The following is a 17,720-nucleotide window of genomic DNA, read 5'->3' on the forward strand; positions in this document are numbered from 1 at the left end:
ACCCGAACGAAGGGCTGCGTCAATGTGCGGCAAAGGGATGGGCGCCGGTGCGCCTGTCACGGCGACCGGGGTACCCGGGGCGCCTGGCCGGAAACCAGCCCCTACGGCAGTGGTACGACGCAAGGAGATCCGATGGCCCCGTCCAGCAACCGCGCACAGAACGACCACCAGGAGAGGGGGAAGGGCAATCCCGGGAAGGGCAACCCCGGGAAGAGCCACACCAGCCGCGGGCAACCGGACGGGCACGCACACGCACTGCTCACGGACCCGCTGAGCAACAAGGGCGTCGCCTTCACCCACGAGGAGCGGGAGCGCCACGGTCTGATCGGGATGCTGCCGCCCGCGGTGCTGTCGCTGGAGCTCCAGGCCCGCCGCGCCTGGGAGCAACTGCGGGCACAGCCGGACGACTTGGCGAAGAACGTGTACCTGGAGCAGCTCCACGACCGCAACGAGGTCCTCTATTTCCGGCTGCTCTGCGACCACCTCACCGAGCTGCTGCCGATCGTCTACGACCCGACCGTGGGCGAGGCGGTCAAGCGCTACAGCCACGAGTACCGGCGCCCGCGCGGCGTCTACCTCTCCATCGACCGCCCCCAGGACATCCGCCCGGCGTTCCAGGCGTTGAACCTCGGCCCCGACGACGTCGACCTGCTGGTGGCCACCGACGCGGAGCAACTCCTCGGCATCGGCGACTGGGGCGTCGGCGGCATGCAGCTCGCGGTCGGCAAGCTGGCGGTCTACACCGCCGCCGCGGGCATCCACCCGGGGCGGGCCATCCCGGTGATGCTCGACGTCGGCACCGGAAACCAGGCGCTGCTCAACGACCCGCTGTACGTCGGCAACCGGCACAACAGGGTGCGCGGCGAGGCGTACGACGCGTTCGTCGCCGCCTTCGTGGAGGCGGTGGGCGAGCTGTTCCCGCAGGCGCTGCTGCACTGGGAGGACTTCGGCCCCGGCAACGGCCGCCGCATCCTCCAGCAGTACGGCGAGAAGATCTGCACGTTCAACGACGACATGCAGGGCACAGGCGCGATCACGCTGGCCTGCATCATGAACGCGACACAGATCACCGGCACGCCCATGCGGGACCAGCGGATCGTGGTCTTCGGCGCCGGGACGGCGGGCGTGGGCATCGCCGACCAGCTGCGCGACGCCATGGTCCGCGACGGCCTGGACCGCGAGGAGGCCACCCGCCGCATCTGGTGCCTGGACCGCCAGGGCCTGCTGCGGCAGTCCACCGAGGGACTCCGCGACTACCAGCGGCCCTACGCGCGACCCGACGACGAGTGGCCCGACGACAGGCCGGCCGACCTGCCGAGCGTGGTGGACCAGGCCCAGCCGACCGTGCTGGTGGGAACCTCCACCCGGCACGGGGCCTTCACCCGGGACGTGGTGCGCTCCATGGCCCGCCACGTGGACCGGCCGGTCGTCCTTCCGCTGTCCAACCCCACGGAGAAGATCGAGGCCATGCCGGAGGACGTGCTGCGCTGGACCGGCGGCAAGGCCCTGGTCGCCACCGGCATCCCGGTGCCTCCGGTGGAGCTGGACGGCACCACGTACGTCATCGGCCAGGCCAACAACGCCCTCCTCTACCCCGGGCTGGGGTTGGGCGCCGTGGTGGCCCGCGCCGAGCGGATCACCGACGGCATGCTCCAGGCCGCGGCGGAAGCCGTCGCCGGCCTCGCTGACCTGTCGGAACCCGGCGCCGCCCTGCTGCCGGAGGTGCGGAACCTGCGCACCTCCTCGGCCGTGGTCGCCGCGGCCGTCGCCCGCCGCGCCGCCGAGGAGGGCGTCGCCCGGGCCCGCCTCGACGACGTGATCCAGCAGATCCAGGACGCCATGTGGCAGCCCGAGTACGGCTGACGGGGCGGGGCGGCGGGTGCGCGTGAAACCGCCCGGAGGCGACGTGGCTGTCCTCCTGCCTCGCCGCCGCCCGCCACCTACGGCAAGGACGCCCCTGACGAGGCGTAGCAGGGCGGTGAGCGCGTAGGACTTGGAGATGTGCGGCGCCGGGTCGGCCAGGATCTTCGCGCGCAGTTGCGCGACGTCGTAACCGGCGATGGGTGCGAGCCGGTGGTCACCGAAGGGCAGGCGCAGTTCACCGTCGGCCAGTGAGCTCAAAGCCAGCCAGGTCATGATGGGGTTCTCGACGAAGAAAGCCGCCTGGATGTTGACGGTCGGGACGCCGGACCACTCCAGCACCCGCTCGGCGACCCAGTGGGCCCGCTGCTGCGGCGACCAGTTGGCGACGAGTCCGCCGAGGCGCGCACGCCGTTCTTCCTCCGGCGCGGTCATCCTGTCGAACGTCATGAACGACTGCTCGTACTCGGAGATGTTGACGAACACCTCGATGCCGCCCTGTGCCCGCGCCGCCGCGGCCATCAGGCTCACGGCCGGCGGCACCGGTGATCAGGATGGGATTGCGCTCTGGCATCAGGGTTCCTCTGTCTGGGGAAGGTGGAGCGGCTGTTCAGAAGGGCACGGGGCAGCGCCTGCGCGTCAGCCGGCCAGCTGGTTCATCTTGCGGATCTGCTTGTCGAAGACCCCGGTGGGAGCGAGGCGGCGCAGTACGCGTGCGCGTCCGGCCAGGGGCCCGGCGGTGTAGCGCGGCTTCGGCTTCGTGTCGGTCGCCGCCGCGACGATCGCCTGGGCGACGGCGGGGGCGTCACCGTCCCTGACCGCCTGCGCCATCACCCGGTCGACGGTCTGCCGCTTCTTCGCGTACGCGTGCAGGGGAGTGTCGGGCTTCGCGCTGTTGGCCTCGAACCCGGTCCTGGTGTAGGCGGGTTGGACGATGAGCGCCCGGACGCCATGGTCACGGATCTCGTGGGCCCGCCTGGCTTTCGAGAGGGCGGCCGCCGAGGCGCAGGGCGATGGCCTGATCAGCGAGGTCGTCCGGGTCGGCTGGATGAGGATCTGGGAGACCGTGCACCTGTCGCGGGGTGCTGATACGGGCGAGACGGCAAACTTCTTCGCTTGCGGCATGCTCGGCCACACTCTTACGGCCGTGGGGCTTTCCGCGAGTGCAGGGAGGTGGGGGAGTGTTCTGGACGAGTGATGCGTCAGCGCACGCCTGCCGCGTCGAGCAGGATGGTCACCGTGGGGGCGATGAGCCCGGTCATGTTGTCGGCCTGGATTCCCGCGCGGGCGCTCGCGCCGTCGAAGACCAGGCTGAGCTGCCGGGCCAGCAGATCGGGATCGCCCGCCCCGCCCCGCTCGGCCTCGGCACGGAAGAAGGCGGTCAGGTTCGCCTTGACCTGATGGGCGACCCGGCTCGCGGGGTGGCTCTGATCCTTGAGCTCGATCTGCACGGCCAGGTATCGGCAGCCCCGGAACTCGGGCGCACCCGCCTGCGACTCCATCTGCTGAAAGACGTGCAGGATCCGCTCGCGGGGTGACCGGCCGTCGTCCGCGGCGGGCAGGAGGGTCGCCACGTAGGCGGAGGCGCGCTCTTTCAGGCTTGCTGCCAGGAGTTCGTCCTTGCTCTCGAACAGCTGGTACATGGATCGCTTCGACACCCCCGCCGCCTTGCACAGCGCCTCGACGCCGATGCTGACGCCGTCTCGGTAGGTGAGCGTGGCCGCCGCCTCCAGCAGCCGCTCCCTGGGGCTTCTTTTCACTTCGGTGGTCATACCGCGAGGTTAACCCGAAGCGGACGAAATGAAAACCGATCGGTTTCCAGGGGGTTTCGGGCAGAGGCTCGGCAACGGGGTTACGCCGGGACGGTGGTCTTCTCCGCCGTCGTCTCCACCGGGATGCGGTGCAGTCCCTTGCGGTCGTACCACCCCAGTACGCCGAAGCCGAACAGCGCGGCCGCCACGAGAGCGGCGGTCATCATGACCCAGCCCCGGGTCAGACCCGCGTCGCCCTGGGCGTCGTAGTAGAGGATCGAGCGGATACCACCGGTGATCTGCCGCAGCGGCTCGAACTCCGCGAGGAAGCGGTAGAAGGCGGGGAGTGCCTCGATGGGGGTGGTGGCCCCGGCCGTGGGTACCGCCATCCCGATGAAGACCAGCGTGACCACCAGCATGCCGGGCGTGCCGAAGACCGCGAGGAGGGTGAGCGCGCCGATACCGGAGACGGCGACGGCGCACACCGAGTACAGCCACAGCAGTGGCAGGTGGGAGGCGTCCATGCCCATGATGCCGACCGCGCCCGTCAGGACCAGGGTGCCCATCAGCAGGGACAGGCCTGCCATGAGGGTGCCGCTGATGGCGAGCGTCTGCACCCGGGTCGCCCTGATCGGCGGGCGGTGCAGGCGCAGCGGTCCCATGTCGTTGTGGGTGTAGCCGAGGGCGTGGTCCACCTGGCCGCTGATGACGTTGGCGGAGAGCATGCCGACGACCACGAGGGTGAGTGCAGGACGCGTGCCGCTACGGGCAGCTTCGCCCGCGCGGTCCCGATCCGGGCGGTCAGCTCCTTGCCCACCTGGAGCGAGGCGCTCTCGGCCGCCTGGGTCGTCGCTGCCCGGGCGAGGCTGGAGCCCAGGCTGCCGGCGGACTGGTTGGTCAGCACCCTCAGCGTCGGGCGGGCTGGGGTCCCGTCGGGCGCTGTGCCGGTCAGCGCGGTGGCGGAGGCGGTGAAGTCGGCGGGCACCACGAGCGCGCCGAACAGCTTGCCCTCGCCGAGTTCCTCCCGCATCTCCTTCTCGCCCATCACGTTCCAGTCGATCTTGTCCCCGCCCGCGGTGGACTTCTTGATCGATGCGGTGATCTGCGCCCCGAGGTCGACCTGCTTGCCGCCGGCAGCGGCTCACTTGTCGGCGTTGACCAGGCCGACGGGCAGCTTCGACAGGTGATCGACCGGGTCGATGTTGGCGCCGACGTAGAACACGGCGAACAGCAGCGCGAGTACGCCCGTGATGACGCCGTTCGCGATCCACAAGGGCTTGGCGCGCAGGACGCGGAAGGGGGGAATGCCACTCATGACGTACGTGTCTCTCGGTCGGGGGACGCGGAGCGTTTCGCCGGGGGCTGCCAGCCGCCGGTGACTTCCTTGACGGGCTTGTGGGGGAAGCGGCGCCGGGCGTACTCCTGCGCGTGGGAGCCCGGCAGGACGTACAGGGTTTCCTTCTTGTCCCGGAGCGGTCGCAGCACGGTGTCCATGAACGTCTTGCGGTCGTCCAGGTAGGGGCCCAGGACGTCCTCTCCGGCGGGGCAGACGGCCAGGCAGTAGCCGGACTTGTAGCCGGGCGGTGAGCTCAGGCTCTGCCACATGGAGGCGCTCTCGGAGTCGGTGACGCGGGAGCGGTAGTCGGCGGCGTCCTCGCTGTCGGCCACGGTCTGCGCCCAGTCGGTGAACCCGCTCATGAACTCGCGGTAGTTGTGCGTGGTGCAGGCCAGCGCGTCGAAGGCACCGTCCTTGGCGATGGCGCCGACCGGGCAGGCCGCGACGCACAACTTGCAGTCGAGGCAGGGGTTGTAGTCCAGCGCCTGCCCGTACTCGCTCACCTCCGCGTCCACCAGGACGGTCACGAGCAGGACGAAGCTGCCGAACTTCGGGTGGATGACGTTGCGGTGCAGGCCCATCACGCCGAGCCCCGCGGCCACCGCGACCGTCTTGTGCGCCACCACCCAGATCCGCTCGCTGGGGAAGCGGTCCATCTCCTGGGGAAATCCGACGGAGGGATTGAGCGCGCGGTAGCCGGCGTCCTGGAGCACCTGGGTGACGCTGCGGGCGGCGTGGTTGGCCTGTTCGTCGGTCTGGTGGAACTCCTGGTTGGCCACACTGCGGGCCGGGGAGCGGCAGTTGTCGCGGTTCATCCGGACCGCCATCGCGATCAGGGTGCGGGTGCCGGGCAGCGCGGACTGTACGTGCTCCCGCTCGCCGGCCAGGTCGGGGTGGTCCAGGCTGACCGCGGCCGCGTCGTCCGCGCCGGCCGCCAGGCACAGCTCGCGCAGCCAGGCCGCGTCGATCACCGCCGGCGGGCTCGTGACGTCACCCGCCGCACGCCGGGCGAGCACGGCCCGCACCGACGGGTGCGCAGCCAGCTTCGCTGGAAGCCTGGGATCCGCCGACTGGCCCTCGACGTCGCGCGCGGTAGTCATCCAATGCTCCTCGTGAGTCGGGTGGCGAGACTCGCCCAGGGCGAGAAACCGATCAGTTTCGACAGCGTAAACCGATCGGTTTCCACGCGCAAGGAGCAGCCTCCTCGCTTGATGGGCCGGCCGGGTCAAGCAGGAAACCGATCGACGTACACAGGAAACCGATCGGTGTACGCTGCATCGCATGGACTTCGAACGAACACCTGACGAGCGCTTCGACGGCCTGCCCGATTGGCCGTACGGGCCCCTGTGCGTCACGTCGGTGAGGGCCTGCGCATGCACTACATCGACGAGGGGCCACCCGGCGGCCGGGTCGTGGTCCTCGCGCACGGCGAGCCGACCCGGGGCTACCTCTACCGCAAGATAATTCCCGGCCGGGTGGCAGCCGGCCGACGTGTGCTGGTCCCCGACCTGATGGGATTCGGCCGCTCGACAAGCCGGTCGACCGGGCCGCGTACACCTACGAGTCCCACGTCGCCTGGACCGGTGACTGGCTGGACCAGCTCGGTCTCGCGGACATCACCCTGTTCGGTCAGGACTGGGGCGGGTTCGTCTTCCTCGTGCACGTCGGGCTCACGCCCGACCGGTTCGCGGTCGTGGTCACCGCCAACACCGGCCTGGCCGCCCCGGACGTCATGGCCGCCTTCACCCCGGAGCAGTTCGCGCCCGCGGCCGGCGCGTTCCTGCACTGGCTGGAGCAGTCCGAGTCAACCGACCTGACCGCCTCTTGGGCCGTCGGCAGCCCCGACTTGCCCTCAACCAGACCGCCCACGTCCTCACCGAGGGGGAAGCGGCCGCCTGCGACGCTCCCTTCCCGTCCGAGCGGCACTTCGCCGGAGCGCGGCAGTTCCCCCGGCTCGTACCGCTCGATGCCGCAGACCCGCCTGCCTCGATGCTGAACCGTGCCTGGGCCGGACTGACAGCCTTCGACAAGCCGTTCCTCACCGCCTTCGCCGAACACGAAGACGTCACGCGCGCCTTCGAGCGGATCTTCCAGGCCCGTGTCCCCGGTGCGCGGGGGCGGAAGCATGTGACGGTCCCCGACGCCGGTCACTTCCTGCAGGAGCAGCAGCCGGACTTGCTGGTCGAGGCCATCCTCGGTCTCGGCTGAAGTCTCGGCTGACAGCCGGTTTTCACGAAGCGGGCGCGCAGTCGCGTCGGCCGTCTGCCGACGCAGCCAGGCCCTCGCTCTGCTGCACTTGCCCCTCGTGGTTGGTGACAGCGTCATCAACGAGCCGGTGGCTCTGCCGGGCTTGCGTCTGGAAACCGATCGGTTTACCTTGGTGGAAACCGATCGGTTCCTCATGCTGTGGAGAGAGTCATGACCGCTTTGAAGGGCGCCAACGTCTTCGTCACCGGCGGCAGCCGCGGCATAGGCAAGGCGCTGGTGGAGGAGCTGTACGCGCGCGGTGCCGGCAAGGTCTACGCCACGGCCCGCGACCCGCGCAGCGTGACGCACCCGGACGCGGTCCCGGTGGCACTGGAGGTCACAGACCCGGAGTCCGTGGCGGCGGCCGCCGCACAGGCGGAAGACGTCACCGTACTGATCAACAACGCCGGTGCCTCGGTCGGCGCGTCCTTCCTGGACTCCCCGCTCGACGACGTCCGCCGCGAGTTCGAGACGAACTTCTACGGCCCGCTCCTGGTCGCCCGGGCCTTCGTGCCGGTCATCGAGCGCAACGGCGGCGGCCACCTCCTCAACGTGCACTCGGTGCTCTCCTGGCTGGCCCTCGGCGGCTCCTACAGCGCCTCCAAGGCCGCCCTGTGGTCGCAGACCAACTCCCTGCGCCTGGAGCTCCAGCCGCGCGGCATCGCCGTGACCGGACTTCATGTCGGCTACGTCGACACGGACCTGACGGCAGGCGTCGACGCGCCCAAGTCCGACCCTCGCGAGGTCGCCGCACTCGCCCTCGACGGCATCGAGACGGGCGCGTACGAGGTCCTCGCCGACGACATCTCACGGCAGGTCAAGGCGGGCCTGGCCGGCGACCTGGCCGACCTGTACGCCCAGCTGGCGAAGTAACCCCCTTCACACACAAGGAGTCGGCGAGATGCCCGACCGCGAGTCACGTCCCACGATCCACATTCCGGGGACCACCAGCCACACCCTCGCCCCGCGCGCGGAACTCGGCGGCCGCGAGGGAACGCTGCGTTACCTCAAGGCCGGCACCGGCGCTCCCCTGGTCCTGCTGCACACCGTGCGCACCCAGGCCGAACACTTCCGCCACCTCATCCCGCTGATCGCGAACCACTACACCGTGTACGCCCTGGATCTGCCGGGGATGGGCTACTCCGAGATCGTGCCCGGTGCGTCGTACGACGAGCCGGCCATGCGCGCGGGCGTCGAGCGGCTCCTGACCGAACTCGACCTCCACGACGTGACGTTGGTGGGGGAGTCCATGGGTGCGGTGCTCGCCCTGACCACCGCGGCCGATCTGCCGGAGCGGGTCCGGCGGGTCGTCGCGGTCAACACCTACGACTTCCGCGGCGGCATCGCCCGGTCCAGCCTCCTCGCCCGTGTGGTGGTCAGCGGTGTCCTCGCCCCGGGAGTGGGCCCGGTGATCGCCGGGGTGGAGCCCAAGCCCGCCCTCCGCAAGATCCTGCAGGGCGGCCTCGGCGACAAGCGCGCACTGCGTGAGGACTACGTGGACGAACTCCTCCAGTCGGGCGCCCGTCCCGGCTACCCGACCGTCGCCCGGGCCGTGTACCAGGCCCTGCCCAGTCTCATCGCCGCCCGCTCGCGCTACCCCGAGGTCAAGGCCCCCATCCACCTCGTCTACGGCGAGAAGGACTGGTCCCGCCCCTCGGACCGGCAAGCCAACAAGGAACTGCTGCCGGCCGCCGACTTCACACAGGTCCCCGAGGCAGGCCACTTCATCGCTCTGGAACGGCCCGACGTGCTGGCCGACTTGTTGAACGCGGTGGCCTGACCCCCGGGACCCCTGACCCGAGGAGCAGTGCATGGCGGAGATCGAGATGTGCTGAGCCGGCTGCCGTACGGCAAGCAGACCCCCATGTCTTCACCACCGAACCGCTCACCGAGGACGTCGAGGTGACCGGCGAGGCAGGCGAGCGCCTGGTGGACCTGTGGTCGACCAGCATCGTCTTCCGCGCCGGGCACCGCATACGGGTACAGGTCACACGACCCCGCCCGGCCGTCCCGGATCGTCCTGTCCGTGCTACCTCCGGCTTGACCGGATGCTGCCTCCGTTTTACTCTGGGTCCAGTGCGGAGGTAGCCTCCGTTTTGTCGGAGCCGCAGGATCGCGTGACCAGGAGGGCGTATGAGCGCCAGTGGGCAGCAGGGGCGCAAGCCTCGTGCGGATGTCCGGCGCAACCGTGCCGCCCTCCTGGAAGCGGCACAGCGTCACTTCCTGAAGTACGGGGTCGGTACGTCCCTGGAGGCGGTGGCCAAGGAGGCGGGCGTCGGGCCCGGCACCTTGTACCGGCATTTCCCCACCCGGGAAGCGCTGTTGGCGGCCGTGCTGCAGACCCGCTCCGAAGAACTGGTGGCGCGGCAGGGAGAGATCGCGCGGCTCGGCGACGCCGACGAGGCGCTGGCGCAGTGGCTGCGCGCGCTGGAGGAGTACTTCAGCGCGTTCAGCGGACTACCGGAGCCGCTCATGGCCGCCGCCAGGGCACAGGATCCGGACAACCCGCTCACACTCCCCTGCGACACCGTCATCACCGCCACCGAGGAGTACGTGCGCGCCGCCCAGCGGGCGGGGCGCGTCTGCGAGTCGGTCAAGGGATACGACCTGTTCCTCGCGGCCATCTCCGTCGCCTGGCTCAAGGGCGCCGGCGCCGCCGAGGAGGAGTCGCTGGACTGTCTTCGCGCGCTCATCGCCACCGGCTACCGCAAGCGGGACACACAGGCGTAAGCCCCCGCCTGACGATCGCCGGAACCCCAGGGCAGTGATCACATCGCACCACCCTGAGGGCGGTGCAACGTTTCGAAGGACAAATCATGAAAATTTCTGTTATCGGCGCCGGTGCCATAGGCGGCAATCTTGCCCGCAAGCTCAGTGGGGCCGGTCACGACGTCGAGGTGGCGAACGCCCGTGGCCCCGAGACTGTCGCGCCCGACGTGCTGGCCACCGGCGCCCGCGCCGTGGCACTTGAGGGCGCCGTCAAGGACAGGGACGCCGTGATCCTCGCCATTCCCTTCGGGGTGGCGGGACAGCTGGCCGGCTTGTTCGCTTCCGTCCCCGCCGAGACGGTGGTCATCGACACCTCCAACTACTACCCGCACCTCAACGGGCGGATCGAGGCAGTGGAGGACGGTGTGGTGGAGAGCGTGTACACCTCCGAGCTCCTCGGGCGCCCCGTGGTCAAGGCGTGGAACGCCGCCCTGGCCGAAACCCAGCGAACGAAGGGTGTTCCTGCGGGCACTCCGGGCCGCATCGCCATTCCGGTGGCCGGTGATTCCGAGGACGCGAAGCGTGTGGCCATGCGTCTGGTGGACGACACCGGGTTCCACCCCTACGACGCGGGTGCGCTGGCCAACTCCTGGCGTCAGCAGCCGATGGGCCCCGCCTACTGCACGGAGCTGACTCTTGACGAGCTGCCGGCGGCCCTGGCCGCGGCCGATCGCGTCAAGGACGCGGCCGTCCGGGACAGCATGGCAGAGCGCTTCGCCGCCCTCGGCGCCGATCCCACCCTGGAGGACATCGTCGAGATGAACCGCGCCGCCCACAGGTGACGACGCCCGCCGCCCGCCGCCCGCCGTCGGCCGCGGCGCACACCCCGTACGAGAGGTCTCCTGCAACTCCTCGCACGCGGAGCGCCGCGGCCGGGTTCTACGGCAAGCCCATGCTCCCCTTACGCGCCTCGGCCCCTCCTTTTGACACGGCAGGCGCCCGCACGGCACCACGGTCAGCGCCTTCGCCTCTCTGCCCCTGACGCCCCGATGATCAGCGCCGGCTGCTGCCCCTCACCGTCGATCGCCTGATGGAAAGCGGACAGCGCCGGCCGGCGATGCGTGCGCGGCGATGCCGCGACAACAGGACTGAACACTCTCGAAAGGGACCTGCTTTGCCCCCCACCGCCTCGTTCTTCACCGATCTCGTGCGGACCCGGCACTCCCCCCGGCAGTTCCTGCCCACTCCGCTGCCCGCCGCGGACATCCGCGGCGTTCTGCAAGACGCGCAGACGGCCCCCTCCAACAGCAACACCCAGCCGTGGAAGGTCCACGTCGTCTCCGGCGCGGCACGGGACGCCCTGAGCAGTGAACTCCTGAAGGCGTACGAGGAAGACCGGACCTCCCCCGACTTCACCTCCGGCTACGGCGAAGGCATCTACCAGGAGCGGTCGCACCAGCACGCGGCCGTCGTCTACGGGGCCCGTGGCGTAAAGCGCTCGGACCGGGAGGGCAGGAAGGAGGTCATCCGCGAGAACCTGAGGTTCTACGGGGCGCCCCACGTCGCCCTCCTCTTCATGCCGGTGCTCGGCGACGGGGTGCGAACAGCCGGTGACATCGGCATGTACGCCCAGAACTTCCTGCTCTCGCTGACCGCACGCGGATACCGCGGCATCCCGCAAGCCGTCCTCGGCGTCTACGCCGACACGGTCCGCAGGTCCCTCGGCGTCCCCGAGGAACTCAAGCTGCTGTTCGGTATCGCCTTCGGCGTCGGCGATGAGACATCACCCATGCATGACATCGGCATGGGACGCATCCCGCTGCAGCAGAGCGTGGTCCTGCACGACACCCCCGGCGTCCTCGACAAGCACCGGGCATCTTTCCGACAGATCGAGAGGCAGCCCTCAGTCGCTGACTGAGGGGAGCAACCCCGCCGGGCATGGCTTATCCGGCCTCTTTCCAAAAGAACGGCTGAAAGCTTTTGCTCCCCGACGACAGGCGGCGCTCCTGGCCGCCACAACTCTGTTCGAAATATCGGCTCGTGAGCTTCAGTGTGCGCTGCGGCCGACTGAGGAGAGTGTGCAGTCCGATCGACCTGCGGTGACGCCGCTGTATCAGTCGAAGGTTCAGGGTCGCGCTGAAGCCCGGCGCTCCGCGGGTGAAAGCCGATCGCTGGCCGTCAAGCTACTTGAGCCTTACTTAAGCTCAACTTCAGGACAGAATCTATTGACCAGGGGTCGAACTTTGACCAATGGTCGGGCATGCTGGGAGGCATGAGAACTGCGCAGCGGAAGGCTCGGGAAGTTGCGGAGCGTGAGCAACGGCTCCTTCGGACAGCGCTGGAGGTTGTGGCGCGGGACGGCTTGCACAACCTCACCCTGGCACGGCTGGCGACGGAGGCCGGCTACTCGAAGGGAACCATCTACAACCACTTCACGTGCCGTGAAGATCTGCTCGTCGCGATCTCGACGGACAGCGCGAAGCGGCAGATCCAGTACTACCAGGCCATCGCCGATCTGCCCTGGGACGGGGCGCGGGCGCTCTACGGCCTCATGCTCGCCTACATGCGGCACGCGGAGACTGCTCCTGCCCTGTTCGAGTCGAGCATCGCGGCCCTCGCCAACGCGGTAGGTGCCTTGGCGTCGCCCGAGCGTCTGGAGCGGAGGGACGTGATCGACCGCCAGATGGGCCAGGTGATCGGTGCCGTCGTGGAAAGGACCGAGCGCGAGGGGGTCTTCAAGCATCCGGAGCTGGCGCCTGAGGCGGCCCTCGATGCCCTGCGGTCGGCGGTCCTCGGATACACCGTCACCCACTTGCTGTCCCGTCGCTTCCAGTGGGGCAGCGTCGCGCCCGACGGGAATCGCCTGGTTGTGGCCGCTTCGATGATGCACGGCCTGGGCTGGCCGCGGCTCGAGGCGAACGCCGCGTCTTCGGTGCAGCGGGTCGTGGACGACCTCATTCCCGCCGCGGAAGAGAAGGCCGGGGGAGAGCGGTTGGCTCACGGCTGATCACGTGGACCGGTTGTCGACGAAGGCGGACGCCCCGGAGGGGCGCTTCCGCCTTCTTTGCTGTCCGTTCGCTGCGACAGACTGGGCTGTTACGCAACGTAATGACGTGGCGGGGCCGCGCGCTCCGTGAGCGCTCCTCTCCACCCCCGCACGCCTAACTGTTTGAACTAGTTGTCAAAAATCGACGACTGGTCATACTGTCTGTCGCGTCGCCGGCTCGGCCCGGCGACGGCACCAATCCCTGGCAGCACGGACCCCCTCGGGGTCCGGTTGCCGCTTGCTCGACCGGCTGGACACCGCTAGGTGGTCGGGCAGTTGAGAACGGCGATTGGAAGTGGGGGAGAAATGCAGATCAATATCGCCCGAAGAGACACCGCGCTGTGGTCCGCGTGCTCGGATCTCGCGCGGGAGCGGTACAGGCGCGACTACCAGGCGGACATCACCGCGGCTCCGGACAGTTTCATCGCGCTGTGCGCCATGGAGGACGGCGTTGAAGTTCCGATGGCCTGCGCGGGAATGACGTTCGGCAGTGCGCGCGGCCTGCTCGTCGACAGCTACCTGGGCCGGCCGGCCGCCGAGGCGATCGCCGCGCACACGGCGACACCCTGTGAGCCGAGCAGCCTGATCGAGATCGGGCCGCTGGCCTCGCGTGAGGCCGGGGCCGGTCTGTCGCTCATCCGGATGGTGCCGGCTCTGACCTGGTGCAACGGAGCCGAGTTCCTGATGTGCACCGTGACGCGCTCCCTGGCGCGCACCCTGGCCCGCGTCGGTATCGAGTTCACCGCTCTCGCCCCGGCGCGAGAGGAGTCCTTGCCGGCCGAGCAGCAGGGGCGCTGGGGGTCGTACTACGCGACGGAACCGCTCGCCGGCTACGTGGACCTTCGTCACTTCGCGGCTCAGCTGAGCGTGCGCGGTGACTCCGGCCCGCACCTTGCCGTGACGTGGGGGCAGACGACCACGGAGAGCACGCTGGCGGGTGCGCGATGAAGGACGTGCTCGCCGCCCTGCGGGCGCCGCGGCACCAGGAGTCGGTCCTCGTGGAGTGCCTGGGGGACGACGGCATGCCCGAGCGGACCTACACCTACGGGCAGATGACGGACTGGGCCGACGAGGTGCGTGCGGCACTGCGTTCCCGTGGTCTCATGCCGGGTGCGCGGGTCGGCCTCGTGGCGGACAACAGCCCGGAGTGGGTGGCCGCCGACCTGGCGCTGCTGACCGACGGGTACACCGAGGTGCCGGTTCCGCTGGCCTTCTCCGCCGAGCAGGCGGCATCGCTGCTGCGCGATGTGCACGTGTGCGTGGTGGACACCGCGGGAGCGGCCAAGTTGAAGGCGTGGGGCCTGTCGGGCCCGGCCGAGCCGGTCGTGGTGGAGCGGTCCCGGGACGTCAGCAGCCGCGTCGTGGCGGAGAAGGGCGACTCGGGCGTCACCGATCCCGACCGGATCATCAAGATCATTCATACGTCGGGGACCACCGGCGCTCCCAAGGGCGTCAAGATCCGGGCGGCCGGCCTCGGCGCTCTGCTCTCCTCGCTGGACGAGGTCTCCCCGGCCGGGGTCTACGACCGTTACCTCTCGCTGGTCCCCTTCAGCTTGCTGGTCGAGCAGGTCACCGCGGTATACATGCCGATTCTCCGTGGCGGCCGCATGGTTCTGCTGCCGAGCGCCGTGCCGCTGCTGGGCACCGCAGGATCGCGGGCCGACGAGGCGCTCGACTGGTTGCGGAAGGTGGCCCCTTCGGCGGCCGTGCTGCCGCCGGCGCTGGTCAGCGCCCTGGACAAGGCGGTACGCGATGGCGACGGCGCCGAGTTGTTCCCGGCCGGGCGGTCTCCGTTCCTCATGGCCGGAGGCGCTCCCGTAGACGCTGAGGCACTGAAGCGCCTGGACGCCGTCGGCTTGCGCGTCCACGAAGGGTACGGACTGTCGGAGAACGGCTCCGTGGTGGCGTGGAACACCGCGAGCCACTGGCGCCCTGGCACGGTCGGACGGCCGCTTCCGCACTGCTCGGTCAAACTGTCCGATCAGGGCGAGCTGTTGGTGAAATCCACGTCCCTGTTCGCGGGGTACACCGTGGAGGACCCGACCAGTCGGCCGGTGGACGACGAAGGCTGGCTCCACACGGGAGACCGGGCGCTCATCGACGAGGACGGCTTCATCCGCATCCTGGGCCGCCTGAAGAACGTCATCATCACCGGGCATGGACGCAATGTCTCGCCCGAGTGGGTGGAAGGGCGGCTGCGTTCGTGCGGTGACGTGGCCGACGCGGTCCTCTTCGGCGAAGGGATGGAGCACCTGGTCGCCGTCCTGGTCTCCTCGTCGCGGGACAGTGACAAGGCCCGCGCGGTGGAGCGCGAGGCACGCACCTACGCCGACCGCGCCCTGGCGGAGACCGACCGCCCCGAGCGGTACATCGTCCTGCCGGACAGTGAGGGCCTGCGGGAACGTTACTTCACTGTCACCGGCCGCCCCCGCCGCCGACTCATCTTCGAGGAGATAGTGCGCCCCGCGCTCGCGCCGGCCGCCTGATCCGGTGGATGTCACCTCCACCACACCACTTCATCGCATTCAACGCATTCATCACCTGGGGGAAACGATGACGCACGCCCAGAACACCCGGAACACGGTCCAACTGACCGCGCTCGGAGACGGCGACGGCCTGCTGGTCACCCCGCGCGACGGCGGCACCGAATTCACCGCTTTGTACGAGGCCGGACTGGACGAGCTCCTGGCCGACGCGGGACACCTGCTGATACGGGGCTTCAATCCCTCGGTCGACGACTTCAACGCGCTTGTCGGGAAGTACAGTTCGCGCACCACGCTGGACCCGGCCCGCGTCTTCCACGGCGACGCCGCGCAGAAGGTCGACTCCGGTACGGACGCGATCGGCCTGCACGTGGAGAACGGAGCGACCCCGTACGCACCGGAACTGCTGTGGTTCCACTGCGTGAAGGCCGCCTCGTCCGGCTCGCAGACCACGGTATGCGACGGCTTCCGTGTCTGGGACGCCCTGTCCGAGCGGGCCAGGGACGTCTTCGCGGCCCAGCCCATCAGCTACAAGCGCACCGTGCCGGCCGAGCTGTGGCGCAAGCTCGCCGCCTTCCTCGCCGGCGACGGGCGCGGCCCGGACGAGGTCACCGTCGCCGATCTGTACGCGCAGGCCAATCCGGGCGCCAAGGTCGAGTTCACCGAGCGCCCGGACGGCAGCCTCTTCTACCACTACCAGGTGTTCGCCGCGCACCCCACCAAGTGGTCCACGCGCACCGCCTGGGCCAACAGCCTGCTGGGCCCCTCGTACAACTACGAGGCCCCGGACATCAGGTTCGCGGACGGCAGCCCGATCCCCGATGACGTCACCGCCGAGTACATCGAGGTCACCGAGCAGGTGACCGAGGAGATCGCCTGGCAGGACGGCGACATCGTTCTCATCGACAACTCGCGCGTCATGCACGGCCGCCGCGCCATCACCGACACCAACCGCACCATCCTCAACTCCCAGAGCTACGCGAGGAACTGACCATGAAGTACGGCATCTTCATCGGCTACACCTTCACCCCGGCCTGGCTGCGGAAGTCCGGCAAGGAGCGTGAGCAGTTCCAGCAGGAGCACATCGCGCCGCTGATCGCCAAGTACGCCGACCGGCTCACCGTCCAGCACTACGACGCCGAGGCGTTCTCCGCGCGGCCCACGGACTTCGCCTTCGTCACGACCGAAGACCTGCGCGCCTACTACTTCTTCGTGGAGGAGCTGCGGGACTCGCCGCTGTTCGCCGAGGGCTACGCGCAGATCGACGTGATCCACGTCGGGATGGCCGACGGTTACCGGCAGTTCGAGGAGGAGGTCCACGGTGACGGTGACGACGCACACTGACGCGCCGGCCGACCACACCGGCACCCGCGCCCGGCTGCGCGACATCTACGCGGCGGCGCACGAGCAGACCCTGCACCCCAACGCCCTGGGCTGGCCCGGCCGTCCCGATGAGCGGGAGCTGGACTTCATCTCCCATGTGGTCTACGGCCGTCCCGGCATGGCTCGCGAGGGCTGCGCCTACCTGGTCAAGGAGTTGGCGCAGCTCGCCGAGATCGAGCGGCACCTGTCTGCCGTCTTCGGGATCATCACCGCGCAGCTCGGCGCGGACACCTCGCCCATCAGCGACGGGTACGACCTGCACCACGCGCTGAGTTGCTTCGCCGCCGAGGAGTATCTGCACTCCGACTTCTTCTACCGCTACGTGAGGGAGCTGGCCGGTGAGGACATCAAGCTCGCCGATTCCCTCTTCTCCGAGCGGCTGGCGCTCTACCAGGGCGACGACTCCCCGTACGTGAAGCTCGCGGCGATGTGCATGGCGGCGTACATCGGCGAGTCCGTCATCACGGTGTTCGAAAAGCGCACGGCCCATCTCGACCCCGGGCGCGAGCACTTCCTCACCAAGCTGCTGTGGGCCCACGGCATGGACGAGGCCAGGCACGTGCAGGTCGACCACGTGGTGCTCGAGTGCATCATGCCGTCCTTCAGCGAGGCCGAACGGCAGCGCGCCTTCGAGATCTTCTCCGGAACGGAAGAGCTCAACGCCGAACTGGCGGGCCGCTTCAAGCAGCTCATCGTGGACGTCCTTGGCGTCGACCACACCGTCGACAACCCCGCATGGGACGTGCAGCAGCGTCTGACCTCGGCCTTCCGTCAGGCCATGACCGCGACCTGGCCCCCGTCCCCCGTGGACGAGCGGATCGACGACGAGACCCGCGAGCTGCTGCACGAGTTCGCCGGCACCGACCGCGTCCACCCCTGATGCAGGCCCCACCGAAGCCATTGGA

18 protein-coding genes and 2 pseudogenes are annotated in these 17,720 nt (G+C 69.4%); 14 read left to right on the plus strand and 6 right to left on the minus strand.

The features are described from left to right. Positions 1–132: 132 nt before the first annotated feature. The gene (locus tag ACIBL4_RS26025; RefSeq protein WP_399414033.1) at positions 133–1,863 is read left to right on the plus strand and encodes an NAD-dependent malic enzyme; all 1,731 of its coding nucleotides are present in this window, start codon (positions 133–135) and stop codon (positions 1,861–1,863) included. A gap of 636 nt (positions 1,864–2,499) precedes the next feature. On the opposite strand, the gene ACIBL4_RS26030 is transcribed toward ACIBL4_RS26025, so the two are convergent. From ACIBL4_RS26030 to ACIBL4_RS26055, 6 genes and pseudogenes are all read right to left on the minus strand, one after another. Beyond that, positions 2,500–2,985, minus strand: a complete 486-nt coding sequence (locus ACIBL4_RS26030) for a hypothetical protein (RefSeq protein ID WP_399414035.1) — start codon at positions 2,983–2,985, stop codon at positions 2,500–2,502. A gap of 77 nt (positions 2,986–3,062) precedes the next feature. After that, positions 3,063–3,632, minus strand: coding sequence for a TetR/AcrR family transcriptional regulator (locus tag ACIBL4_RS26035; RefSeq protein WP_399414037.1), 570 nt, complete (start codon positions 3,630–3,632; stop codon positions 3,063–3,065). Between the two features lie 80 nt (positions 3,633–3,712). After that, a complete protein-coding gene (locus tag ACIBL4_RS26040; RefSeq protein WP_399414039.1) occupies positions 3,713–4,348 on the minus strand; it encodes a DUF3533 domain-containing protein in 636 nt (211 codons plus the stop codon). 74 nt (positions 4,349–4,422) lie between these two features. Beyond that, positions 4,423–4,713 (minus strand): annotated as a pseudogene (locus ACIBL4_RS26045) (ABC transporter); the annotation flags it as partial. 39 nt (positions 4,714–4,752) lie between these two features. Then, on the minus strand, positions 4,753–4,926 hold the full coding sequence (locus tag ACIBL4_RS26050) for a hypothetical protein (protein ID WP_399414041.1): 174 nt from the start codon (positions 4,924–4,926) through the stop codon (positions 4,753–4,755). Further along, positions 4,923–6,047 (minus strand): (4Fe-4S)-binding protein, encoded by a 1,125-nt coding sequence (locus ACIBL4_RS26055; RefSeq protein WP_399414043.1) that lies wholly within the window; start codon positions 6,045–6,047, stop codon positions 4,923–4,925. Before ACIBL4_RS26055 ends, ACIBL4_RS26050 begins: the two co-directional genes overlap by 4 nt. A gap of 273 nt (positions 6,048–6,320) precedes the next feature. On the opposite strand from ACIBL4_RS26055, the pseudogene ACIBL4_RS26060 reads away from it, so the two are divergent. From ACIBL4_RS26060 to ACIBL4_RS26120, 13 genes and pseudogenes are all read left to right on the plus strand, one after another. After that, positions 6,321–6,730: pseudogene (locus ACIBL4_RS26060) on the plus strand (alpha/beta fold hydrolase); the annotation flags it as partial. A 41-nt stretch (positions 6,731–6,771) separates the two neighbouring features. Further along, complete coding sequence (locus ACIBL4_RS26065; RefSeq protein WP_399414176.1) at positions 6,772–7,155, plus strand: hypothetical protein; 384 nt, start codon at positions 6,772–6,774, stop codon at positions 7,153–7,155. Positions 7,156–7,365: 210 nt separating this feature from the next. Further along, a complete protein-coding gene (locus ACIBL4_RS26070; protein ID WP_399414045.1) occupies positions 7,366–8,067 on the plus strand; it encodes an SDR family oxidoreductase in 702 nt (233 codons plus the stop codon). A gap of 28 nt (positions 8,068–8,095) precedes the next feature. Continuing rightward, entirely contained in the window at positions 8,096–8,974 is an 879-nt protein-coding gene (locus ACIBL4_RS26075) for an alpha/beta fold hydrolase (RefSeq protein WP_399414047.1), read from the plus strand. Positions 8,975–9,327: 353 nt separating this feature from the next. Further along, entirely contained in the window at positions 9,328–9,924 is a 597-nt protein-coding gene (locus ACIBL4_RS26080) for a TetR/AcrR family transcriptional regulator (protein ID WP_399414052.1), read from the plus strand. An 86-nt stretch (positions 9,925–10,010) separates the two neighbouring features. Then, positions 10,011–10,745: an NADPH-dependent F420 reductase gene (locus ACIBL4_RS26085; RefSeq protein WP_399414054.1), complete on the plus strand. Its 735-nt coding sequence runs from the start codon at positions 10,011–10,013 to the stop codon at positions 10,743–10,745. 332 nt (positions 10,746–11,077) lie between these two features. Further along, positions 11,078–11,821: a nitroreductase gene (locus ACIBL4_RS26090; protein ID WP_399414056.1), complete on the plus strand. Its 744-nt coding sequence runs from the start codon at positions 11,078–11,080 to the stop codon at positions 11,819–11,821. 354 nt (positions 11,822–12,175) lie between these two features. Beyond that, positions 12,176–12,910: a TetR/AcrR family transcriptional regulator gene (locus tag ACIBL4_RS26095; protein WP_399414058.1), complete on the plus strand. Its 735-nt coding sequence runs from the start codon at positions 12,176–12,178 to the stop codon at positions 12,908–12,910. A 345-nt stretch (positions 12,911–13,255) separates the two neighbouring features. After that, positions 13,256–13,897, plus strand: a complete 642-nt coding sequence (locus ACIBL4_RS26100; RefSeq protein ID WP_399414060.1) for a thermostable hemolysin — start codon at positions 13,256–13,258, stop codon at positions 13,895–13,897. After that, positions 13,894–15,435, plus strand: a complete 1,542-nt coding sequence (locus tag ACIBL4_RS26105; protein ID WP_399414062.1) for an AMP-binding protein — start codon at positions 13,894–13,896, stop codon at positions 15,433–15,435. The genes ACIBL4_RS26100 and ACIBL4_RS26105 overlap by 4 nt, the downstream gene beginning before the upstream one ends. A 67-nt stretch (positions 15,436–15,502) precedes the next feature. Further along, positions 15,503–16,423: a TauD/TfdA family dioxygenase gene (locus tag ACIBL4_RS26110; protein WP_399414064.1), complete on the plus strand. Its 921-nt coding sequence runs from the start codon at positions 15,503–15,505 to the stop codon at positions 16,421–16,423. 2 nt (positions 16,424–16,425) lie between these two features. After that, positions 16,426–16,776, plus strand: coding sequence for a darcynin family protein (locus ACIBL4_RS26115; RefSeq protein ID WP_399414066.1), 351 nt, complete (start codon positions 16,426–16,428; stop codon positions 16,774–16,776). After that, complete coding sequence (locus ACIBL4_RS26120) at positions 16,760–17,695, plus strand: hypothetical protein (protein WP_399414069.1); 936 nt, start codon at positions 16,760–16,762, stop codon at positions 17,693–17,695. The genes ACIBL4_RS26115 and ACIBL4_RS26120 overlap by 17 nt, the downstream gene beginning before the upstream one ends. The last annotated feature ends 25 nt before the right edge of the window (positions 17,696–17,720 follow it).

The sequence above is a fragment of the Streptomyces sp. NPDC050416 genome, from assembly GCF_044458845.1.
Classification (GTDB): domain Bacteria; phylum Actinomycetota; class Actinomycetes; order Streptomycetales; family Streptomycetaceae; genus Streptomyces.